The 14,204-nt window shown below is 39.8% G+C and carries 12 protein-coding genes; 1 reads left to right on the forward strand and 11 read right to left on the reverse strand.

Annotated elements, in window-relative coordinates; genetic code table 11:
* Positions 1–11 precede the first annotated feature (11 nt).
* From ABVJ71_RS05420 to ABVJ71_RS05460, 9 genes are all read right to left on the reverse strand, one after another.
* A complete protein-coding gene (locus ABVJ71_RS05420) occupies positions 12–797 on the reverse strand; it encodes an SDR family oxidoreductase (protein ID WP_353855968.1) in 786 nt (261 codons plus the stop codon).
* Positions 798–870: 73 nt separating this feature from the next.
* A complete protein-coding gene (locus tag ABVJ71_RS05425) occupies positions 871–2,832 on the reverse strand; it encodes a methyl-accepting chemotaxis protein (protein ID WP_353855969.1) in 1,962 nt (653 codons plus the stop codon).
* A 117-nt stretch (positions 2,833–2,949) separates the two neighbouring features.
* The gene (splB, locus tag ABVJ71_RS05430; protein WP_353855970.1) at positions 2,950–3,978 is read right to left on the reverse strand and encodes a spore photoproduct lyase; all 1,029 of its coding nucleotides are present in this window, start codon (positions 3,976–3,978) and stop codon (positions 2,950–2,952) included.
* 71 nt (positions 3,979–4,049) lie between these two features.
* Entirely contained in the window at positions 4,050–4,289 is a 240-nt protein-coding gene (locus ABVJ71_RS05435) for a transcriptional regulator SplA domain-containing protein (protein ID WP_353855971.1), read from the reverse strand.
* Positions 4,290–4,403: 114 nt separating this feature from the next.
* On the reverse strand, positions 4,404–6,119 hold the full coding sequence (gene ptsP / locus ABVJ71_RS05440; protein WP_353855972.1) for a phosphoenolpyruvate--protein phosphotransferase: 1,716 nt from the start codon (positions 6,117–6,119) through the stop codon (positions 4,404–4,406).
* Positions 6,119–6,385: a phosphocarrier protein HPr gene (locus tag ABVJ71_RS05445; RefSeq protein ID WP_003211078.1), complete on the reverse strand. Its 267-nt coding sequence runs from the start codon at positions 6,383–6,385 to the stop codon at positions 6,119–6,121. The genes ptsP and ABVJ71_RS05445 overlap by 1 nt, the downstream gene beginning before the upstream one ends.
* 93 nt (positions 6,386–6,478) lie before the next feature.
* Entirely contained in the window at positions 6,479–8,578 is a 2,100-nt protein-coding gene (gene ptsG / locus ABVJ71_RS05450) for a glucose-specific PTS transporter subunit IIBC (protein ID WP_353855973.1), read from the reverse strand.
* A gap of 206 nt (positions 8,579–8,784) precedes the next feature.
* Entirely contained in the window at positions 8,785–9,639 is an 855-nt protein-coding gene (locus ABVJ71_RS05455) for a transcription antiterminator (protein WP_353855974.1), read from the reverse strand.
* Between the two features lie 55 nt (positions 9,640–9,694).
* A complete protein-coding gene (locus ABVJ71_RS05460; protein WP_353856569.1) occupies positions 9,695–10,684 on the reverse strand; it encodes a LacI family DNA-binding transcriptional regulator in 990 nt (329 codons plus the stop codon).
* 92 nt (positions 10,685–10,776) lie between these two features.
* Here ABVJ71_RS05460 and ABVJ71_RS05465 point away from each other — a divergent pair, with 92 nt between their 5' ends.
* The gene (locus tag ABVJ71_RS05465; protein ID WP_353855975.1) at positions 10,777–10,926 is read left to right on the forward strand and encodes a hypothetical protein; all 150 of its coding nucleotides are present in this window, start codon (positions 10,777–10,779) and stop codon (positions 10,924–10,926) included.
* A 57-nt stretch (positions 10,927–10,983) separates the two neighbouring features.
* Here ABVJ71_RS05465 and ABVJ71_RS05470 read toward each other — a convergent pair whose 3' ends face one another.
* Entirely contained in the window at positions 10,984–12,078 is a 1,095-nt protein-coding gene (locus ABVJ71_RS05470) for a Xaa-Pro peptidase family protein (RefSeq protein ID WP_353855976.1), read from the reverse strand.
* A 105-nt stretch (positions 12,079–12,183) separates the two neighbouring features.
* Entirely contained in the window at positions 12,184–14,082 is a 1,899-nt protein-coding gene (locus ABVJ71_RS05475; protein ID WP_353856570.1) for a heavy metal translocating P-type ATPase, read from the reverse strand.
* Positions 14,083–14,204: the final 122 nt, after the last annotated feature.

Here is a 14,204-nt window from a genome sequence, read left to right on the forward strand (position 1 = left end):
CTTTTTCCTCCTCAAAGAGACTTTGTCAATCCACCATCAATGACTAATGTTTGACCTGTCATATATGTATTGGCTTCAGATAAAAGAAAAGCCGCATATGTCGCAAACTCATCTGGCTGTCCGTATCGTCCAAGTGGAATATCACGCTCTGCTTGTGCTTTGATGTCTTCAATCGTTTGATTTTCCGCTTGAGCTCGCTGCTTGTCCAAATGTTTGATGCGATCTGTTTCAATTTTTCCAGGAGCTAATGTATTGATCAATATGCCATCTTTTGCAAGCTCTTCGGCGGCTGTTTTTGTCCAGCCAACAATGGCGGGTCTGAATGTATTAGACAACATTAAGCCTGGTATCGGTTCTTTGACCGAAATGGAAGCAATGTTTAACACTTTTGCGCCGCGTTTTTTTAAATAAGGCAGGGCTTCTTTTAATAGCCGTATATAGCTGAGTAAATGAAGTTGAAAGGATTCTATCCAATCTTGGTCGGTTAAGGTGTCCAGCGTTCCTGTCTTAGGACCGCCCGTATTATTCACAAGAATGTCGAGTCGCTTCTCATCACCGGCAGCGGTTTGAATGAGTTGTTTGATCTGTTTCGCATCAGCTACATCACATACTTGATAATTCAACTTACCTGTTACGTGCGGCTTAAGTTCTTTTACCGTTTCTTTCAAAGTAAGTTCATGCCTTCCTGATAACGTGACATCAGCTCCTTCTTTTGCTAGGGCAAAGGCAATCGCTTTTCCAATCCCTTGACTGCTTGCAGCAACTACTGCCTTTTTTCCAGATAGATTTACATCCATGTAAGCACCTCCATGGCTCTTATTTTATCATATAGAAAGAACCTTGCTTATTTGCAAGGTTCTTTTCACTCTATTACAGCTTAAAGCGGTCAACAGCCTGACGTAGTGCCTGACTGGATTCATTCAGCATTTCTGTTGATACTTTTGTTCTTTCTAATGTTTGAACTTGTTCATCTGTTGAAGCATGCACTTCCTCAGCTGAGGCAGCCGATTCTTCTGAAATAGCTGCAATATTTTGAATGGCATCATTCATTTTCTGCTGTTCTTCTGTCATTTGATTGATCTGTGCATGAATGCTGTCAATGGAGCCGACAAGTGCCTGCATTTCCATTGTAATGCTGCTGAGCGCTTCACCTGTTGCATTAATGGCTTCTCCTTGTTCCTCATTCATTTTACTTGCTGCTGTCATGGCTTCAGCTGCCTTCTTGGATTCATCTTGAATGAGTTTCACGGTTTCACTAATATGTTTGGTTGATTGAGCTGATTGTTCAGCAAGTTTTCTCACTTCTTCAGCGACAACAGCGAAGCCTCGTCCGCTTTCTCCTGCTCTTGCTGCTTCAATGCTTGCGTTAAGAGCAAGTAAGTTCGTCTGATCAGAGATTTCAGAGATTGCTGTGACGACATTTTCAATATTTTTTGTCTTATGCTCAAGGTCCAGCAGCATTTGTTCTACCTTTTTAGATTCTTCATTTGCTTGTGTTGATTTTTGGACTAATAGGCCAAGAGCATCCAGACCTCTGTAGCTCGCATCCTCAGATGATTTTGAGTTGGTTTGCATCTGAGAGGCAAGCTCACCCATATGACGAACTTTTTCATACAATTGTTCTGATTTTTCATTAATTGTTTCAACTTCTGATGCTTGCTTAGATGCACCTGTTGCGACTTCTTGAATGGCAGTCGCAATTTGCTCACTAGACAACAGCGTTTCATTTGAAATTTGTGTGACTTCATCTGTTGATTTTACAACCTGCTCTGATGCGCCTTTCACTTTTTCAATTAATTCTCGAATCCCTTCTGTCATTTGGTTAAAGCTTTTCGTTAAAAAGCCTATTTCATCTTGAGATTTCGTTTCCAGTGAGCTGCTTAAATCTCCTTCAGACACTTTACGAACATGCTCTATTAACCGCTTGATTGGCGTTGTAATGCTTCTTGCTAATAAATAGCTGAAGAGCATTGCAAGTACAACGGCAATAACAGAAATGATGATACTTGTCTGATTCATCTGTTTTGTGATCCAAAGTAGTTTCTCTTTTTGGAAGCTGACCCCTATCGTCCAATTAGCTTCTTTGATTTTAGAAATGACTGTTAGCTGTTCATCATTATCAATTCCAGAATTGTCGACAGCTTTCTTTACAGACGCTACTTTTGATATATTTTTCCCCTGCTCTGTTGGATGTGCCAGAAGTGTACCAGTACCGTCAACTAAAAAAGCGGTTCCCATATAAGGAATTTTCTTTTCATTAATAAATGTTTGAATGGAGGTCAGCTTTAAATCAAGCCCAGCCACTCCTACTACCTGCCCATTACGAACAATGGCCTTTGCTGCTGATACGACCATCTTATTTGTTGCTTTATCTATATATGGATCTGTCCATAATACCTTATCAGGCTTTTTAGCCGCTTGAATATACCAATCGCGTTTTGTTGGGTCATATCCCTTGCCAAAATCAGACTCTGGAAATGCAAACATTTTGCCATCATTCGTCCCAATATAGGCTAGAGAAATAAGCTCGTCCTGCTCCTTCAGTCCTTTCAGTTGATCGGTTTCAAACGTCGTTATTTGTTTTGTTTGTTTTTGCGCAAAATTCTCTGTGAGTGTACTTGTTGCCAGTTTGTTAATTGTTTCGCCGTATCCTTCAAGCTTTAGTGCAATCATGTCTCTCATGCTTTCTGCAATTGCTGTTGTTGTTGTTTTTGCATTGCGTTCAATGAGTGGCTTTAGAACTATGTTTGAACCAACTTGAACTGCCACGACGGTTAAAATTAAAATAACTGAGGTAAATACAGCTATCTTCATTTGAAGTTTCTTAAACATCTCATCACCCCTACATATCCTACTTTGACATCCTATCTTGTATATCGGCAAAAATAATATGGCATTCAATAGTTTTAAGAAAATTTAAACAGAAAAAACAAGCCAAAAAGGCTTGTTTTAAGTAAAATATTCAATTTTTGCAGACGGAAAGTACTGTTCTATATATGATTCTAACGTCTGTCTTAATTCTTGTTCCTCATCTTTTTGATAGATATATTTACCAATTCCATACCTGCCCCATTTGTATCTTCTTTTATCCTCATCTAACTCTAACTTCGATTTCGGATAGTTTTTCTGAATGACACGCTTCGCTGGTTTCGTGAACCGGTGCTGAATCATTTCAAAGGTAATATCATGTCTAACACCTTCGGGGAGAGCTGCATCCAGCTTTTCAAAAAGAACTTTATACCCTTCTTGCCAACCGTCATGAATATAAATTGGGGCAATGATAAAGCCAAGAGGATAACCTGCTTTTGCTACCTTCACCGCAGCTTCAATCCGCTGATCGAGCGGTGATGTTCCTGGTTCGAAATATTTAATAACATAATCGGCATTAATGCTAAAGCGAAACCGTGTACGCCCGTTATGTTTTGCATCTAACAGGTGATCCACATGATGAAACTTTGTGACGAAACGCAGCTTGCCAAGATCGGTCTGTCCAAAGTATTCAATCGCTCTTTTGAGTGTATGCGTCAAATGGTCAATCCCTACTATGTCAGATGTACAAGAAGCTTCAAAGCGTGTAATATCTGGTGCACGTTCGTTCATGTACTGCTCTGCCTGACCCAATATTTCTTCCACATTGACATACGTTCGAATATAGGGCTTGCTTCCCATTGTGGTTTGCAGGTAGCAATAATGGCAATGCCCCATACATCCTGTAGCAAATGGTATCGCATACTCAGCAGACGGTTTAGATGAATCAAACTTTAATGTTTTTCTAACACCAATGACTAAAGTAGATTTCGCATTACGATACTTTTGTAAATCATTTTTCCCAGGTATATTTCTTACTTGGTTGTGTGAAGTTGTTTCTCTAATTTCAATCCCCATACCTTCGAACTTTTCTTTCAGCTCTTGTCCTAACGGGTACTCAAGTGCCCTAGGTTCAATATAGACAAGCTGGGGGACAAAAGGCTTAATCATGATAAAGCACATCCTTACCTTTGAGGTTTACATACGGTTACTTTAACCGATAAAGACGACTTTTATCCTTTCTAATATCTCCCTGATTCAAATAGCTCTTGATAAAGGGCTTCTGCTTCTTCGTATGTTGAAAATACGGCATCATCTGGTGCTAATGTATGGTACGTTTCAAGTAAAAATAGAGCAAGCTCTTGTTCATTGTATGGATGTGAAACAATTTCCGCTTCTTTAATTTGTGCAACATTTGCTGCATGGGGATTTCGATAAATGACATACACTTGATCACCTGGCTTGTATTCTGAGAAAGGCAATCCGGTCACCTCCAGTTTTTTATTTTAGGATGCCCTATTCTTCTCACGATATGACTTAATATGATAAAATTCGACAAAAAAACCAGACAGTTATACCTGTCTGGTTAAATTCATCTAGTTTTGAAAAGTTTTCTTGACGAAGTCTACGACTTCCTCTGTTGTGCCAAATGATAGAATACGCTCTTTAAATGATTCAGCTTCTTTCTTAGAAAGCTTGCTGAGTTGCGTTCTTGCTGGAAGGATCGATGTTGCACTCATAGAAAATTCGTCTAATCCTAATCCAAGTAAAATCGGGATTGCGATTTCATCTCCTGCCATCTCACCACACATACCAACCCATTTACCTTCTTTGTGCGCTGCTTCAATCACAAGAGTAATGAGGCGAAGAATAGCCGGATTGTATGGCTGATAAAGATAAGACACTCGCTCGTTCATTCGGTCAGCAGCCATAGTGTATTGAATCAAATCATTTGTTCCAATACTGAAGAAATCCACTTCTTTTGCAAATCGGTCGGCAATGATAGCTGTTGACGGTATCTCTACCATCATACCGATTTCGATTGAATCTGATACGGCTATACCTTTTGCCACCAATGAATCTTTTTCTTCAAGTAAAATGGCTTTTGCTTCTCTAAACTCTGATAACGTCGCAATCATAGGGAACATGATTTTCAAGTTTCCATATGTACTTGCACGAAGTAAGGCGCGTAGTTGTGTTCTGAAAATCTCCTGCTCTTCTAGGCAAAGGCGAATCGCTCTGTAGCCAAGAAACGGATTCATTTCTTTTGGAAGCTGCAAGTAAGGCAGTTCCTTATCGCCACCAATATCAAGTGTGCGGACTACAACTGGTTTGCCTCCCATTTTTTCTAATACGGTTTTATAAGCATCAAACTGTTCTTCTTCTGTTGGAAGTTGTTCTCTGCCCATATATAAGAACTCTGTTCGGTATAGCCCGACTGCTTCACCACCATTTTCAAGTACACCTTTTACATCTTCAGGCGTACCGATGTTTGCAGCTAGCTCTACATGAACACCGTCTTTTGTGACCGTTGGCTTGTCTACAAGCTTTTCCCATTCAGCTTTTTGAATTAAGAAGTCCGCATGCTTTTTTTGATACGCTTTCACTTCATCTTCAGAAGGGCGAATGATGACATCTCCGCTAATACCGTCAACAATCACTAAATCATCGTTTTTCACCGTTTTTGTTGCTTCTTTTGTTCCAACAACTGCTGGGATTTCCATTGATCTTGCCATGATTGCTGAGTGAGATGTACGACCGCCGATATCTGTCGCAAAACCTTTTACAAATTGACGGTTTAACTGAGCTGTATCAGATGGTGTCAAATCTTCAGCAATAATGATAACCTCTTCAGAAATCATACTTGGGTTCGGAATGTCAACGCCTAGCAAATGTCCAGTTACACGTTTTGTCACATCGCGAATATCCGCAGCACGTTCCTTCATGTATTCATTGTCCATTGCTTCAAACATTGTGACAAACGTTGCCGCTGTCTCTTTTAAAGCAAATTCAGCATTTACTTTATCAGATTTGATTTTATCCTTTACTGGATTTAGCAGCTCAGGATCACTTAACACAAGAAGGTGTGCAGAGAAAATATCTGCTTTATCTTGTCCAAGCTCTTTTAGCGCATGCTCTTTAATCGCTTCAAGTTCTTGTTTTGAAAGTTGAATTGCTTCTTCAAAGCGTTTCACTTCTGTCTCTGGATCATTGATGTCTTTTTGGTGAACTGTTAAATCTGGTTCTTCCAGACGATATGCTTTTGCAATCGCAACGCCTGATGAAGCACCAATTCCTTTCAGTTGTTGCATTACTCGCCTAGGCCTTCACTTTTCATTGTGTCTTTTAGCGCAGCAAGTGCGTCGTTTTCATCAGAACCAGAAGCAGAGATCGTGATTGTAGCACCTTTCGCAATTCCTAGAGACATTACACCCATAATAGATTTAAGGTTCACTGTTTTACCATTATATTCTAAGTTGATATCAGCATCATATTTACTAGCAGTTTGAACAAGAACTGTTGCAGGACGCGCATGAATTCCAGAATCTGCAGTTACTTTGAATGTTTGTTGAGCCATTTTTATCAATCTCCTTTTTATACAATTAATACATCCACAATATTATATCATACTGCCGAGCTTGTCATCTAACAAGAACGGCAGTTATAAAAATTATTTTGAAATTTTTATAATATTTTCTTGACCTGCTTTGATTTCACCAGTTTCCTGAAGGTCAATAAATTGTCCTTCACTTAAGTTTGTAAAGACAATTGGTGTCATCAAGGATGGTACTTTAGACTTAATTTGATCAATATCAACCTCTAAGAGTTTTTGACCGATTTCTACTTGATCTCCCTCTTGTACAAATGCTTCAAAGCCTTCTCCTTTAAGACTGACCGTATCAATGCCAAAATGAATTAAAATTTCTAATCCACCATCCGATTGAAGGCCAATCGCATGCTTTGTTGGGAAAACATTTAAGATTCTCCCTTTCACTGGCGATAACACTGTACCATCTTTTGGCAAGATGGCAAATCCGTCACCCATCATTTTTCCTGAGAATACTTGATCTGGCACATCTGTAATTGGATGTAACTCCCCTGTAATTGGTGCGGTAAATACTTCTTCCCCTTGTTCATTTTGAAGCGGCTTCGCTATGACCTCTTCGACTTGCTGATTGACTTCTTCTTTTGCAGAAGGGGCTTTAGCTGGACGCGGTGTGCGGCCTGCAATAATATCTTGCATTTGCGTTTTCAAATTGTCAGAACGAGGACCAAAGATTGCCTGAATATTGTTACCTACCTCAAGGACACCTGATGCGCCAAGTTTTTTCAAGCGGTCTTTGTCCACTTTTTTCTGATCATTTACTGTCACACGCAAACGCGTGATACATGCATCAAGGTGTTTAATATTTTCTTGGTCACCCATTGCTTCAAGAATTTTATATGGCAGGTCATCTCCTTTTTCAGACTTGGTCATGTCTGCATCATCTGCCGCTTCATCCTCACGGCCTGGTGTTTTCAGATTAAATTTACGGATGGCAAATCTAAATCCGAAGTAATAAATCACGGCAAGAACAAGACCGACTGGTATAACAAGCCACCAAGCAGTTCTGTTTGGCAAGATACCAAATAAGAAGAAGTCGATTAACCCTCCTGAGAAGGTCATACCGATTTTCACGTTTAGAATATCCATTATCATAAAGGATAATCCAGCAAATATGCAGTGAATCGCAAACAATAATGGTGCAACAAATAAGAATGAGAATTCAAGTGGTTCTGTAATCCCTGTTAAGAATGATGTAAGGGCCGCTGATCCCATAATTCCTGCCACTAATTTTTTATTCTTTGGTTTTGATTCATGGTAAATCGCAAGTGCTGCTGCTGGAAGACCGAACATCATAAATGGATATTTTCCTGTCATGAATGTTCCTGCTGTGAGCTTAACACCATCTTTAATTTGTGCCATGAAAATACGCTGGTCACCACGTACAAGCTCTCCTGATAAACTCTTGTAACTAAAGAACTCGTACCAAAACGGTGAGTAGAAAATATGATGTAAACCGAATGGAATAAGAGAGCGTTCAATGACACCGAAAACAAAGGCAGCAAGCGGCTCATTCGCTGCAAGCAATCCTGTAGAAAATGAGTTCAGTGCACTTTGGATTGGCGGCCAAATGATCAGCATCAAAAGTCCTAAAATAAGTGCTGAAACGGACGTAACAATCGGAACAAAACGTTTACCTGCAAAGAAACCGAGATATTGAGGGAGCTCAATTTTGTAAAATTTATTAAACATATAAGCAGCTAATACCCCGACAATAATCCCGCCAAAGACGCCGGTAGACAAGGTGGGAATACCGAGCATGTTAATATACTCTGGATGATTCCCCTTGAAGAATTTGGCTAATTTTACAGAATCTGATGGAATCGATCCATTTGCTATTAAGACAGCGCTCATGGTAACGTTCATTACAAGATAACCGATAATAGCGGCAATCCCTGCAACACCGTCACCGTTCGCTAAGCCAATGGCAACACCTACAGCAAATAAGAGCGGAAGGTTAGAAAATACAATATTACCTGCATTTTCCATTACACTTGCAACAAGCTGAATTGTATCATTGCTTAAAAATTGAGCCACATCGATCAGTTGCGGATTTTGCATCGCATTCCCAAGTGCCAGTAAAATACCAGCAGCAGGAAGGATCGCAACTGGAAGCATAAGTGCTCGTCCAATTTTTTGCAACACACCAAAAAGTGATTTAAACACTGGTTGAACCTCCTTTTGTTTTCGCTTACAACATGCATTTCATTCTTGACCTATAGACCTCTATTTCATAATTAACCGTTTACATTTCACTTTTAAAGACACAAAAAAGGCATGATGATATAAGGTTCCTCAAATAACAGGATTTTATCCTGTTATTACCTTAACTCACTCATGCCTGATCGAATCAGTTACACGTTTCAAGTAAACTATGAAATTTTATTAGTCAATCTGTACAGGTGAAGTGTCAGATAGACAGCTTCCGCTTCATGTACAGGTTTTTTCAATGCATGTTGCAAAATTTTGATCATTTTCCAAGCAGTATTGTAGCATAAAGGATATTCATTTTTCAATAGATGAAGCAATTTTTTTGGCTCCTCTAATGATTCCTCCCGTTTAATGCGCTCAATGGAAAATGTAATATGGCGCAGTAAGCGTAAATAATGAACACTTTCTCTATCTACCTTCATATGAAATGCATCTTCTATTACTTGTACCATTTGGGTGATGAGCTGTGAATGACGGTTGACCTCAGATAAAGGGCGATTCGTTAGAGCAGAATGGATATGAAGGGCAATAAAACCAATCTCTCCATCTGGCAACTTCGTTTCGACATCAGGTCGTTTGTTGATGAGCTCAACAACTTCCTTTGCGACCTCGTATTCTTTCGGATATAAAGACTTCGTCTCAAGCATAAATGGATTTGTGATATCATAGCCTTGCTTCACTCGCTTAAAACTAAAAGCAATGTGATCTGTCAGCGCAATATGAATATGTTCATTTAGCCGATGCCCCATTTTTTCCCGTATGTGATAAATGACATCATTTGCGATCTCGATGATTTTCTCATCAATGTGATGAAGCAATTGCTTATATTCTGTTTGTTCCTTTGTATTTTTTAAAACAAACATTTTTTCAAATGCAGCTTGATCGAGAACATCACCCGATTTTTTTCCGAATCCGATGCCTTTTCCAATGAGAACAACTTCGTCATATGATGGGTGTCTTGCGATGATGACATTGTTATTTAACGCTTTATCAACGGTGAAGGATTCCATGAACATCCCCACCTCCTTCTTGTTCAATCTCTCTTATCGTACAAAACAGATGAAACTGGCGTCAACGTTTGTTTTTTAAATCGGTCGTCGATCGTTGGATGAGCCGAAATGGCAGCATCCTTTTTTCTGGTGGTTCTCCTTTTATGGCGCGGTCGAACAAGTCGAATGCCTCGTGTCCCATTCGTTTGAGCGGAACCTCAATTGTTGAAATTTCTAAAATTTCGCTCATTTTTTCGTTATGAAAGCTGAGAATCGCTGGAAGCTCTTCCGCTTTGAATTGGCGGCGCTGTGCTTCTAATAAAAAGCCCGCTGATACCTCATCATTAGTGATCAGTAATGCTGTGGGCCGCTTTTTCATCGCCTGCCATTCTGAAAATAATTGCTGTCCATCGAAAAGTGTCAGTTTCCCGCCAATCACCCATTCCTCCGAGATGTCCTGCCTAAGTGTTTGCATCATTTCTTGATAAGCATGGATCCGTGATCGGCTGTTTGCACCAGTTGTTCTTGCAAGAACGATTGCAAGTTTCTCATGACCACACGCCGCTAAATGCTCAAGTCCTCGCTTAAATGCTTGCTCATGTGAAATCGACACAGTTGAAAATTCATCATGTGATGTAGGATGACAAAAAATGATGGGTCCTGCTTCTTTCCACTTTAGGATTTCTCGATCGCTTAACGCTTTGGAACAAAAAATTAACCCATCTACACGCTGCTCTTTTAAACTCATCAAGGCTTCTTTTTCCTTTGCTTGATCGTAGCCTGTTTGAAACAAGGCAAAATGCATCCCGCACGCTTGTGCTTTCTCGGCAATGCCCGTAACAATTGCACTGAAATACGAGTGATTGATCGTCGGAAGGACGACTCCAAGCATATTGGAATAGCCCTTCGCTAAATGAACGGCATGGATATTCCTTGTATATTCAAGCTCCTTCATGGCATCGAGCACTCGTTTACGTTTTTCTTCTTTGACATAAGGATGATGATTCATCACACGCGATACTGTTGTCACAGATACACCCGCTTTTTTCGCAATCTCCCTTATGTTTGGCATTTTTTCTCCTACTTTCTCTTGATATGGTAAGCGTTTCATACTTTAAGATGGGTGTGAGCTGATCAAATGACTGGATGAAAGGGGAATTCAAGATGGGTATCATCGTATTAATCGTGTTATGTATGGCTGTTTTGTTTTCTGCTCGCTTCGCACTACATCCTCTAGGAAAAGAACATAAAGTCACACCGTTTCAATCAATTGATGATTTTTTTATTGATAAGGATACGTCTCAACATAGGTGATAAAAGATCACGATGAATATTACCAATAATTGGATATTCATCGTGATCTTCTTTTCGTTACGGAATAATTGCCAGCTCTTTCGGATAATTGGTTAAGGTCACTGGACCATCTGCTGTAATGAGTACATCATCTTCTATTCTAACTCCGCCAACTCCCGGCACATAAATACCTGGCTCAATCGTATAAACCATGCCTTCTTTTAACAGGTCGTCATTTGCTTGACTCATTGAAGGAAATTCATGAACAGATACACCTAGCCCATGTCCAAGGCGATGAGGAAAAAATTCTCCATATCCTGCTTCTGTAATCAACCCTCTTGCTTTTAAGTCTAAATCACCAATTCTCACACCGGGCTGACTCATTTCAAGTGCCGCTGTTTCTGCTCTTAAGACTGTATTGTAAATGTCCTTTTGTTTCTCTGTTGCTTCTTGGAAGATAAATGTTCTTGTTATATCTGAACAATATCCATCCACCATGACGCCAAGGTCAAATAAGACAAAATCGCCCTTTTTTAATGTTGCCTGTCCTGGATTCCCATGAGGTTCACCGGATTTTTTTCCAAAGAGAACCATTGTTGGAAAGGACATTCCTTGAATTCCTTTTTTCTTTAGTTCATATTCAATCACTGCCAGCACTTCAGTTTCTGTGACACCTTCTCTTAAAGCATTGACACCAATTTCGACACCTTCATCTGCCAGTTTAGCTGCTTTTTGCAGCGCAGCAATTTCGCTTTCATCTTTCATTAAGCGCAGCTGATTTAATTCCTCTTCTGCTCTGACAAATGTTTCCGCTCCGGTTACAGCTTTCAACTGCTCTGCTCTTTCAAGCGGGATGGTTTCTTTTTCAATCGCAAGGCGAGTGGTTGATACTTCACGTTCTTCAATCGCTACTTTGATAAAATCAAATGGATTCTCATGGTCTTCATATCCGATAATTTCACCTGACCAGCCAGCATTCTTCGCCTGCCCCACTTCCATTTTTGGCAAAATCAAAAATGGATCAGCCTCTTGAAAAACAAACAGCCCCATTACTCTTTCGTGCGGCTCTGTGAAATATCCAGATAAATAAAACACATTTTCCTTTGTATGTATAAACGCACCTTGAATGTCCTTTTTCTTTAGCCAAGAAGACAAGTTCTCCATTCGGTTCATCGTTATCCTCCTCACATTATTTTCTACTGCTACATTGTATCAGTTCTTTCTGACTTTAGCACAAAAGCGCACCGACATAAAGTCAGTGCGCTTTAAGAACTCTCATTAGGATGCACGAAGTAGACGAAGTCCATTTAAAATAACCAAAATCGTGCTACCTTCATGTCCAATGACACCAAAGGGTAAATCGAGCACTTGTAAGAAATTAGCACAAATTAATAGGCATATAACGGTGAAGGAAAAGATGATGTTTTGTTTGATGATTCTGTTCATCTTTCTTGAAAGGCGAATCATCTTTGTCAAGTTATTTAAATTGTTCTTCATTAAAATCAAATCCGCTGTTTCTAAAGCGACATCAGTCCCCTCACCCATGGCAACGCCTACGTCTGCTGTGGCGAGTGCAGGTGCATCATTGATCCCATCTCCTACCATAATAATGGAGCATCCTTGTTTTTTGAGTCGATTGACTTCGTTCACTTTTTCATCTGGAAGACATTCAGCAACAACCTTTTGGATACCTGCTTCTTTTGCGATCACTTCGGCTGTTTTTTGCTGATCTCCTGTCAGCATGACGGTTTGAATGCCTAAATCATTCAGTTCTTGAATCATTTTCTTTGCTTCAGGTCTGATTTGGTCCTTCAGTCCAAGACAGCCGACGACTTGTTGATTTTTTTGAACATACACAACTGTATATCCTTGTGATGAGAGCTCTTCACCAGTCTTTGCTAAATCTTGTTCAATCGAAGCATTCCCTGCAAAATCTTTTTTTCCAATACGCCATGTTTCTCCATTCAACTGTGCTTTTACTCCAAAACCAGAGGTTTCTTCTATCATCACACGAGTTGATCGCTCCGCCTCTGCCTTATGCTCTTTTGCAACCTCACAAATTGCTTTAGCTAATGGATGGTTTGATTGACTTTCTAATTGATAGAGTGCGTGATAAAACGTGTTTTCATCTTGACCTTTCGCAATTGCTACCTTTTCTACCGCTGGTTTACCGCTTGTAATCGTACCTGTTTTATCAAATGCAATCATTGTGCTTGTGCCTAACTTTTCTAAAAACACACTGCCTTTCACAAGCATCCCGTTTTTAGCTCCATTAGAAATAAGTGAAAGAGCTGCTGGCATAATCGATGCCACTAACGCACAAGGTGAAGCCACTACCATAAAGACCATCGCCCGATAAAAGGTTTCGCTCATGCTCCATCCGAGAACAAAGTGCGGGAGAAACATTAAAATAACGACTGTTATAAAGACACCTTTGACATAAACACCTTCAAATTTTTCAATAAATGCTTGGCTTGGTGAGACACTCTCTTGAGCGGATTCTACGAGCTTAATCACTTTATGGAAAAGAGTTTCTTCATTATATTTCGTTACTTCCACAGTTAATGAACCATTTAAATTCACAGTGCCTGCAAATACTTCTTCTCCCTGTCCTTTCTCCTGAGGAACAGATTCACCTGTCAGTGCAGATTCGTCAACGCTAGTTTTCCCGCTCAATATGACGCCATCTGCCGCAATACGTTCCCCAGCTTTGATCATCATGCGATCGCCTGGTGTTAATGTTGAAGCGGCGATTTGAATTGTAGTGCCATCCTCTTCTATTAAGGTTGCTTCATCTGGCGCTATACTCATCAATGCAGTTAAATCTTTCTTGCTTTTATTTAAAGTATATGTTTCAAGTGCACCGCTTAATGAAAAGATAAAGATTAAAATGGCTCCCTCAGCCCAGTAACCGATGATAGCAGAGCCTATTGCTGCAAAGATCATGAGTAGTTCAACATTAAGTGTCTTGGAAGAAATGGTTTCTTCTATTCCTTCTTTCGCTTTTGTAAAACCACCAATGATAAAAGCAAAGATAAACAGAGGAATGCTTAACATACTCTCATCTTTTAAAAACCATCCAATCAAAATGAGAATCCCAGAGATGCCTGCTGCAATCAGTTCCCCATGCTGTGCCCATTTATGAAAGAACTGTTTTATTGCGTCCTTTTTTGTCATTTGATAGAATGCTGCATTCTCATTCATGATATTTTCTCCTCTCTAATTGATAATGATTTTCACATCATCAATCGTTGACCGTTCAATTTTTCAGCTATTTTTACTGCTATTCCAAGCTTTTT

The sequence above is a fragment of the Bacillus sp. Bos-x628 genome, from assembly GCF_040500475.1.
GTDB lineage: Bacteria > Bacillota > Bacilli > Bacillales > Bacillaceae > Bacillus > Bacillus maqinnsis.

Coding starts and splice junctions, on each gene's coding strand:
- ABVJ71_RS05420 (WP_353855968.1), bottom strand. CDS start 797: ATGGATGTAAATCTATCTGGAAAAAAGGCAGTAGTTGCTGCAAGCAGT.
- ABVJ71_RS05425 (WP_353855969.1), bottom strand. CDS start 2,832: ATGTTTAAGAAACTTCAAATGAAGATAGCTGTATTTACCTCAGTTATT.
- splB (WP_353855970.1), bottom strand. CDS start 3,978: ATGATTAAGCCTTTTGTCCCCCAGCTTGTCTATATTGAACCTAGGGCA.
- ptsP (WP_353855972.1), bottom strand. CDS start 6,119: ATGCAACAACTGAAAGGAATTGGTGCTTCATCAGGCGTTGCGATTGCA.
- ABVJ71_RS05445 (WP_003211078.1), bottom strand. CDS start 6,385: ATGGCTCAACAAACATTCAAAGTAACTGCAGATTCTGGAATTCATGCG.
- ABVJ71_RS05455 (WP_353855974.1), bottom strand. CDS start 9,639: ATGTTCATGGAATCCTTCACCGTTGATAAAGCGTTAAATAACAATGTC.
- ABVJ71_RS05460 (WP_353856569.1), bottom strand. CDS start 10,684: ATGCCAAACATAAGGGAGATTGCGAAAAAAGCGGGTGTATCTGTGACA.
- ABVJ71_RS05465 (WP_353855975.1), top strand. CDS start 10,777: ATGGGTATCATCGTATTAATCGTGTTATGTATGGCTGTTTTGTTTTCT.
- ABVJ71_RS05470 (WP_353855976.1), bottom strand. CDS start 12,078: ATGAACCGAATGGAGAACTTGTCTTCTTGGCTAAAGAAAAAGGACATT.
- ABVJ71_RS05475 (WP_353856570.1), bottom strand. CDS start 14,082: ATGACAAAAAAGGACGCAATAAAACAGTTCTTTCATAAATGGGCACAG.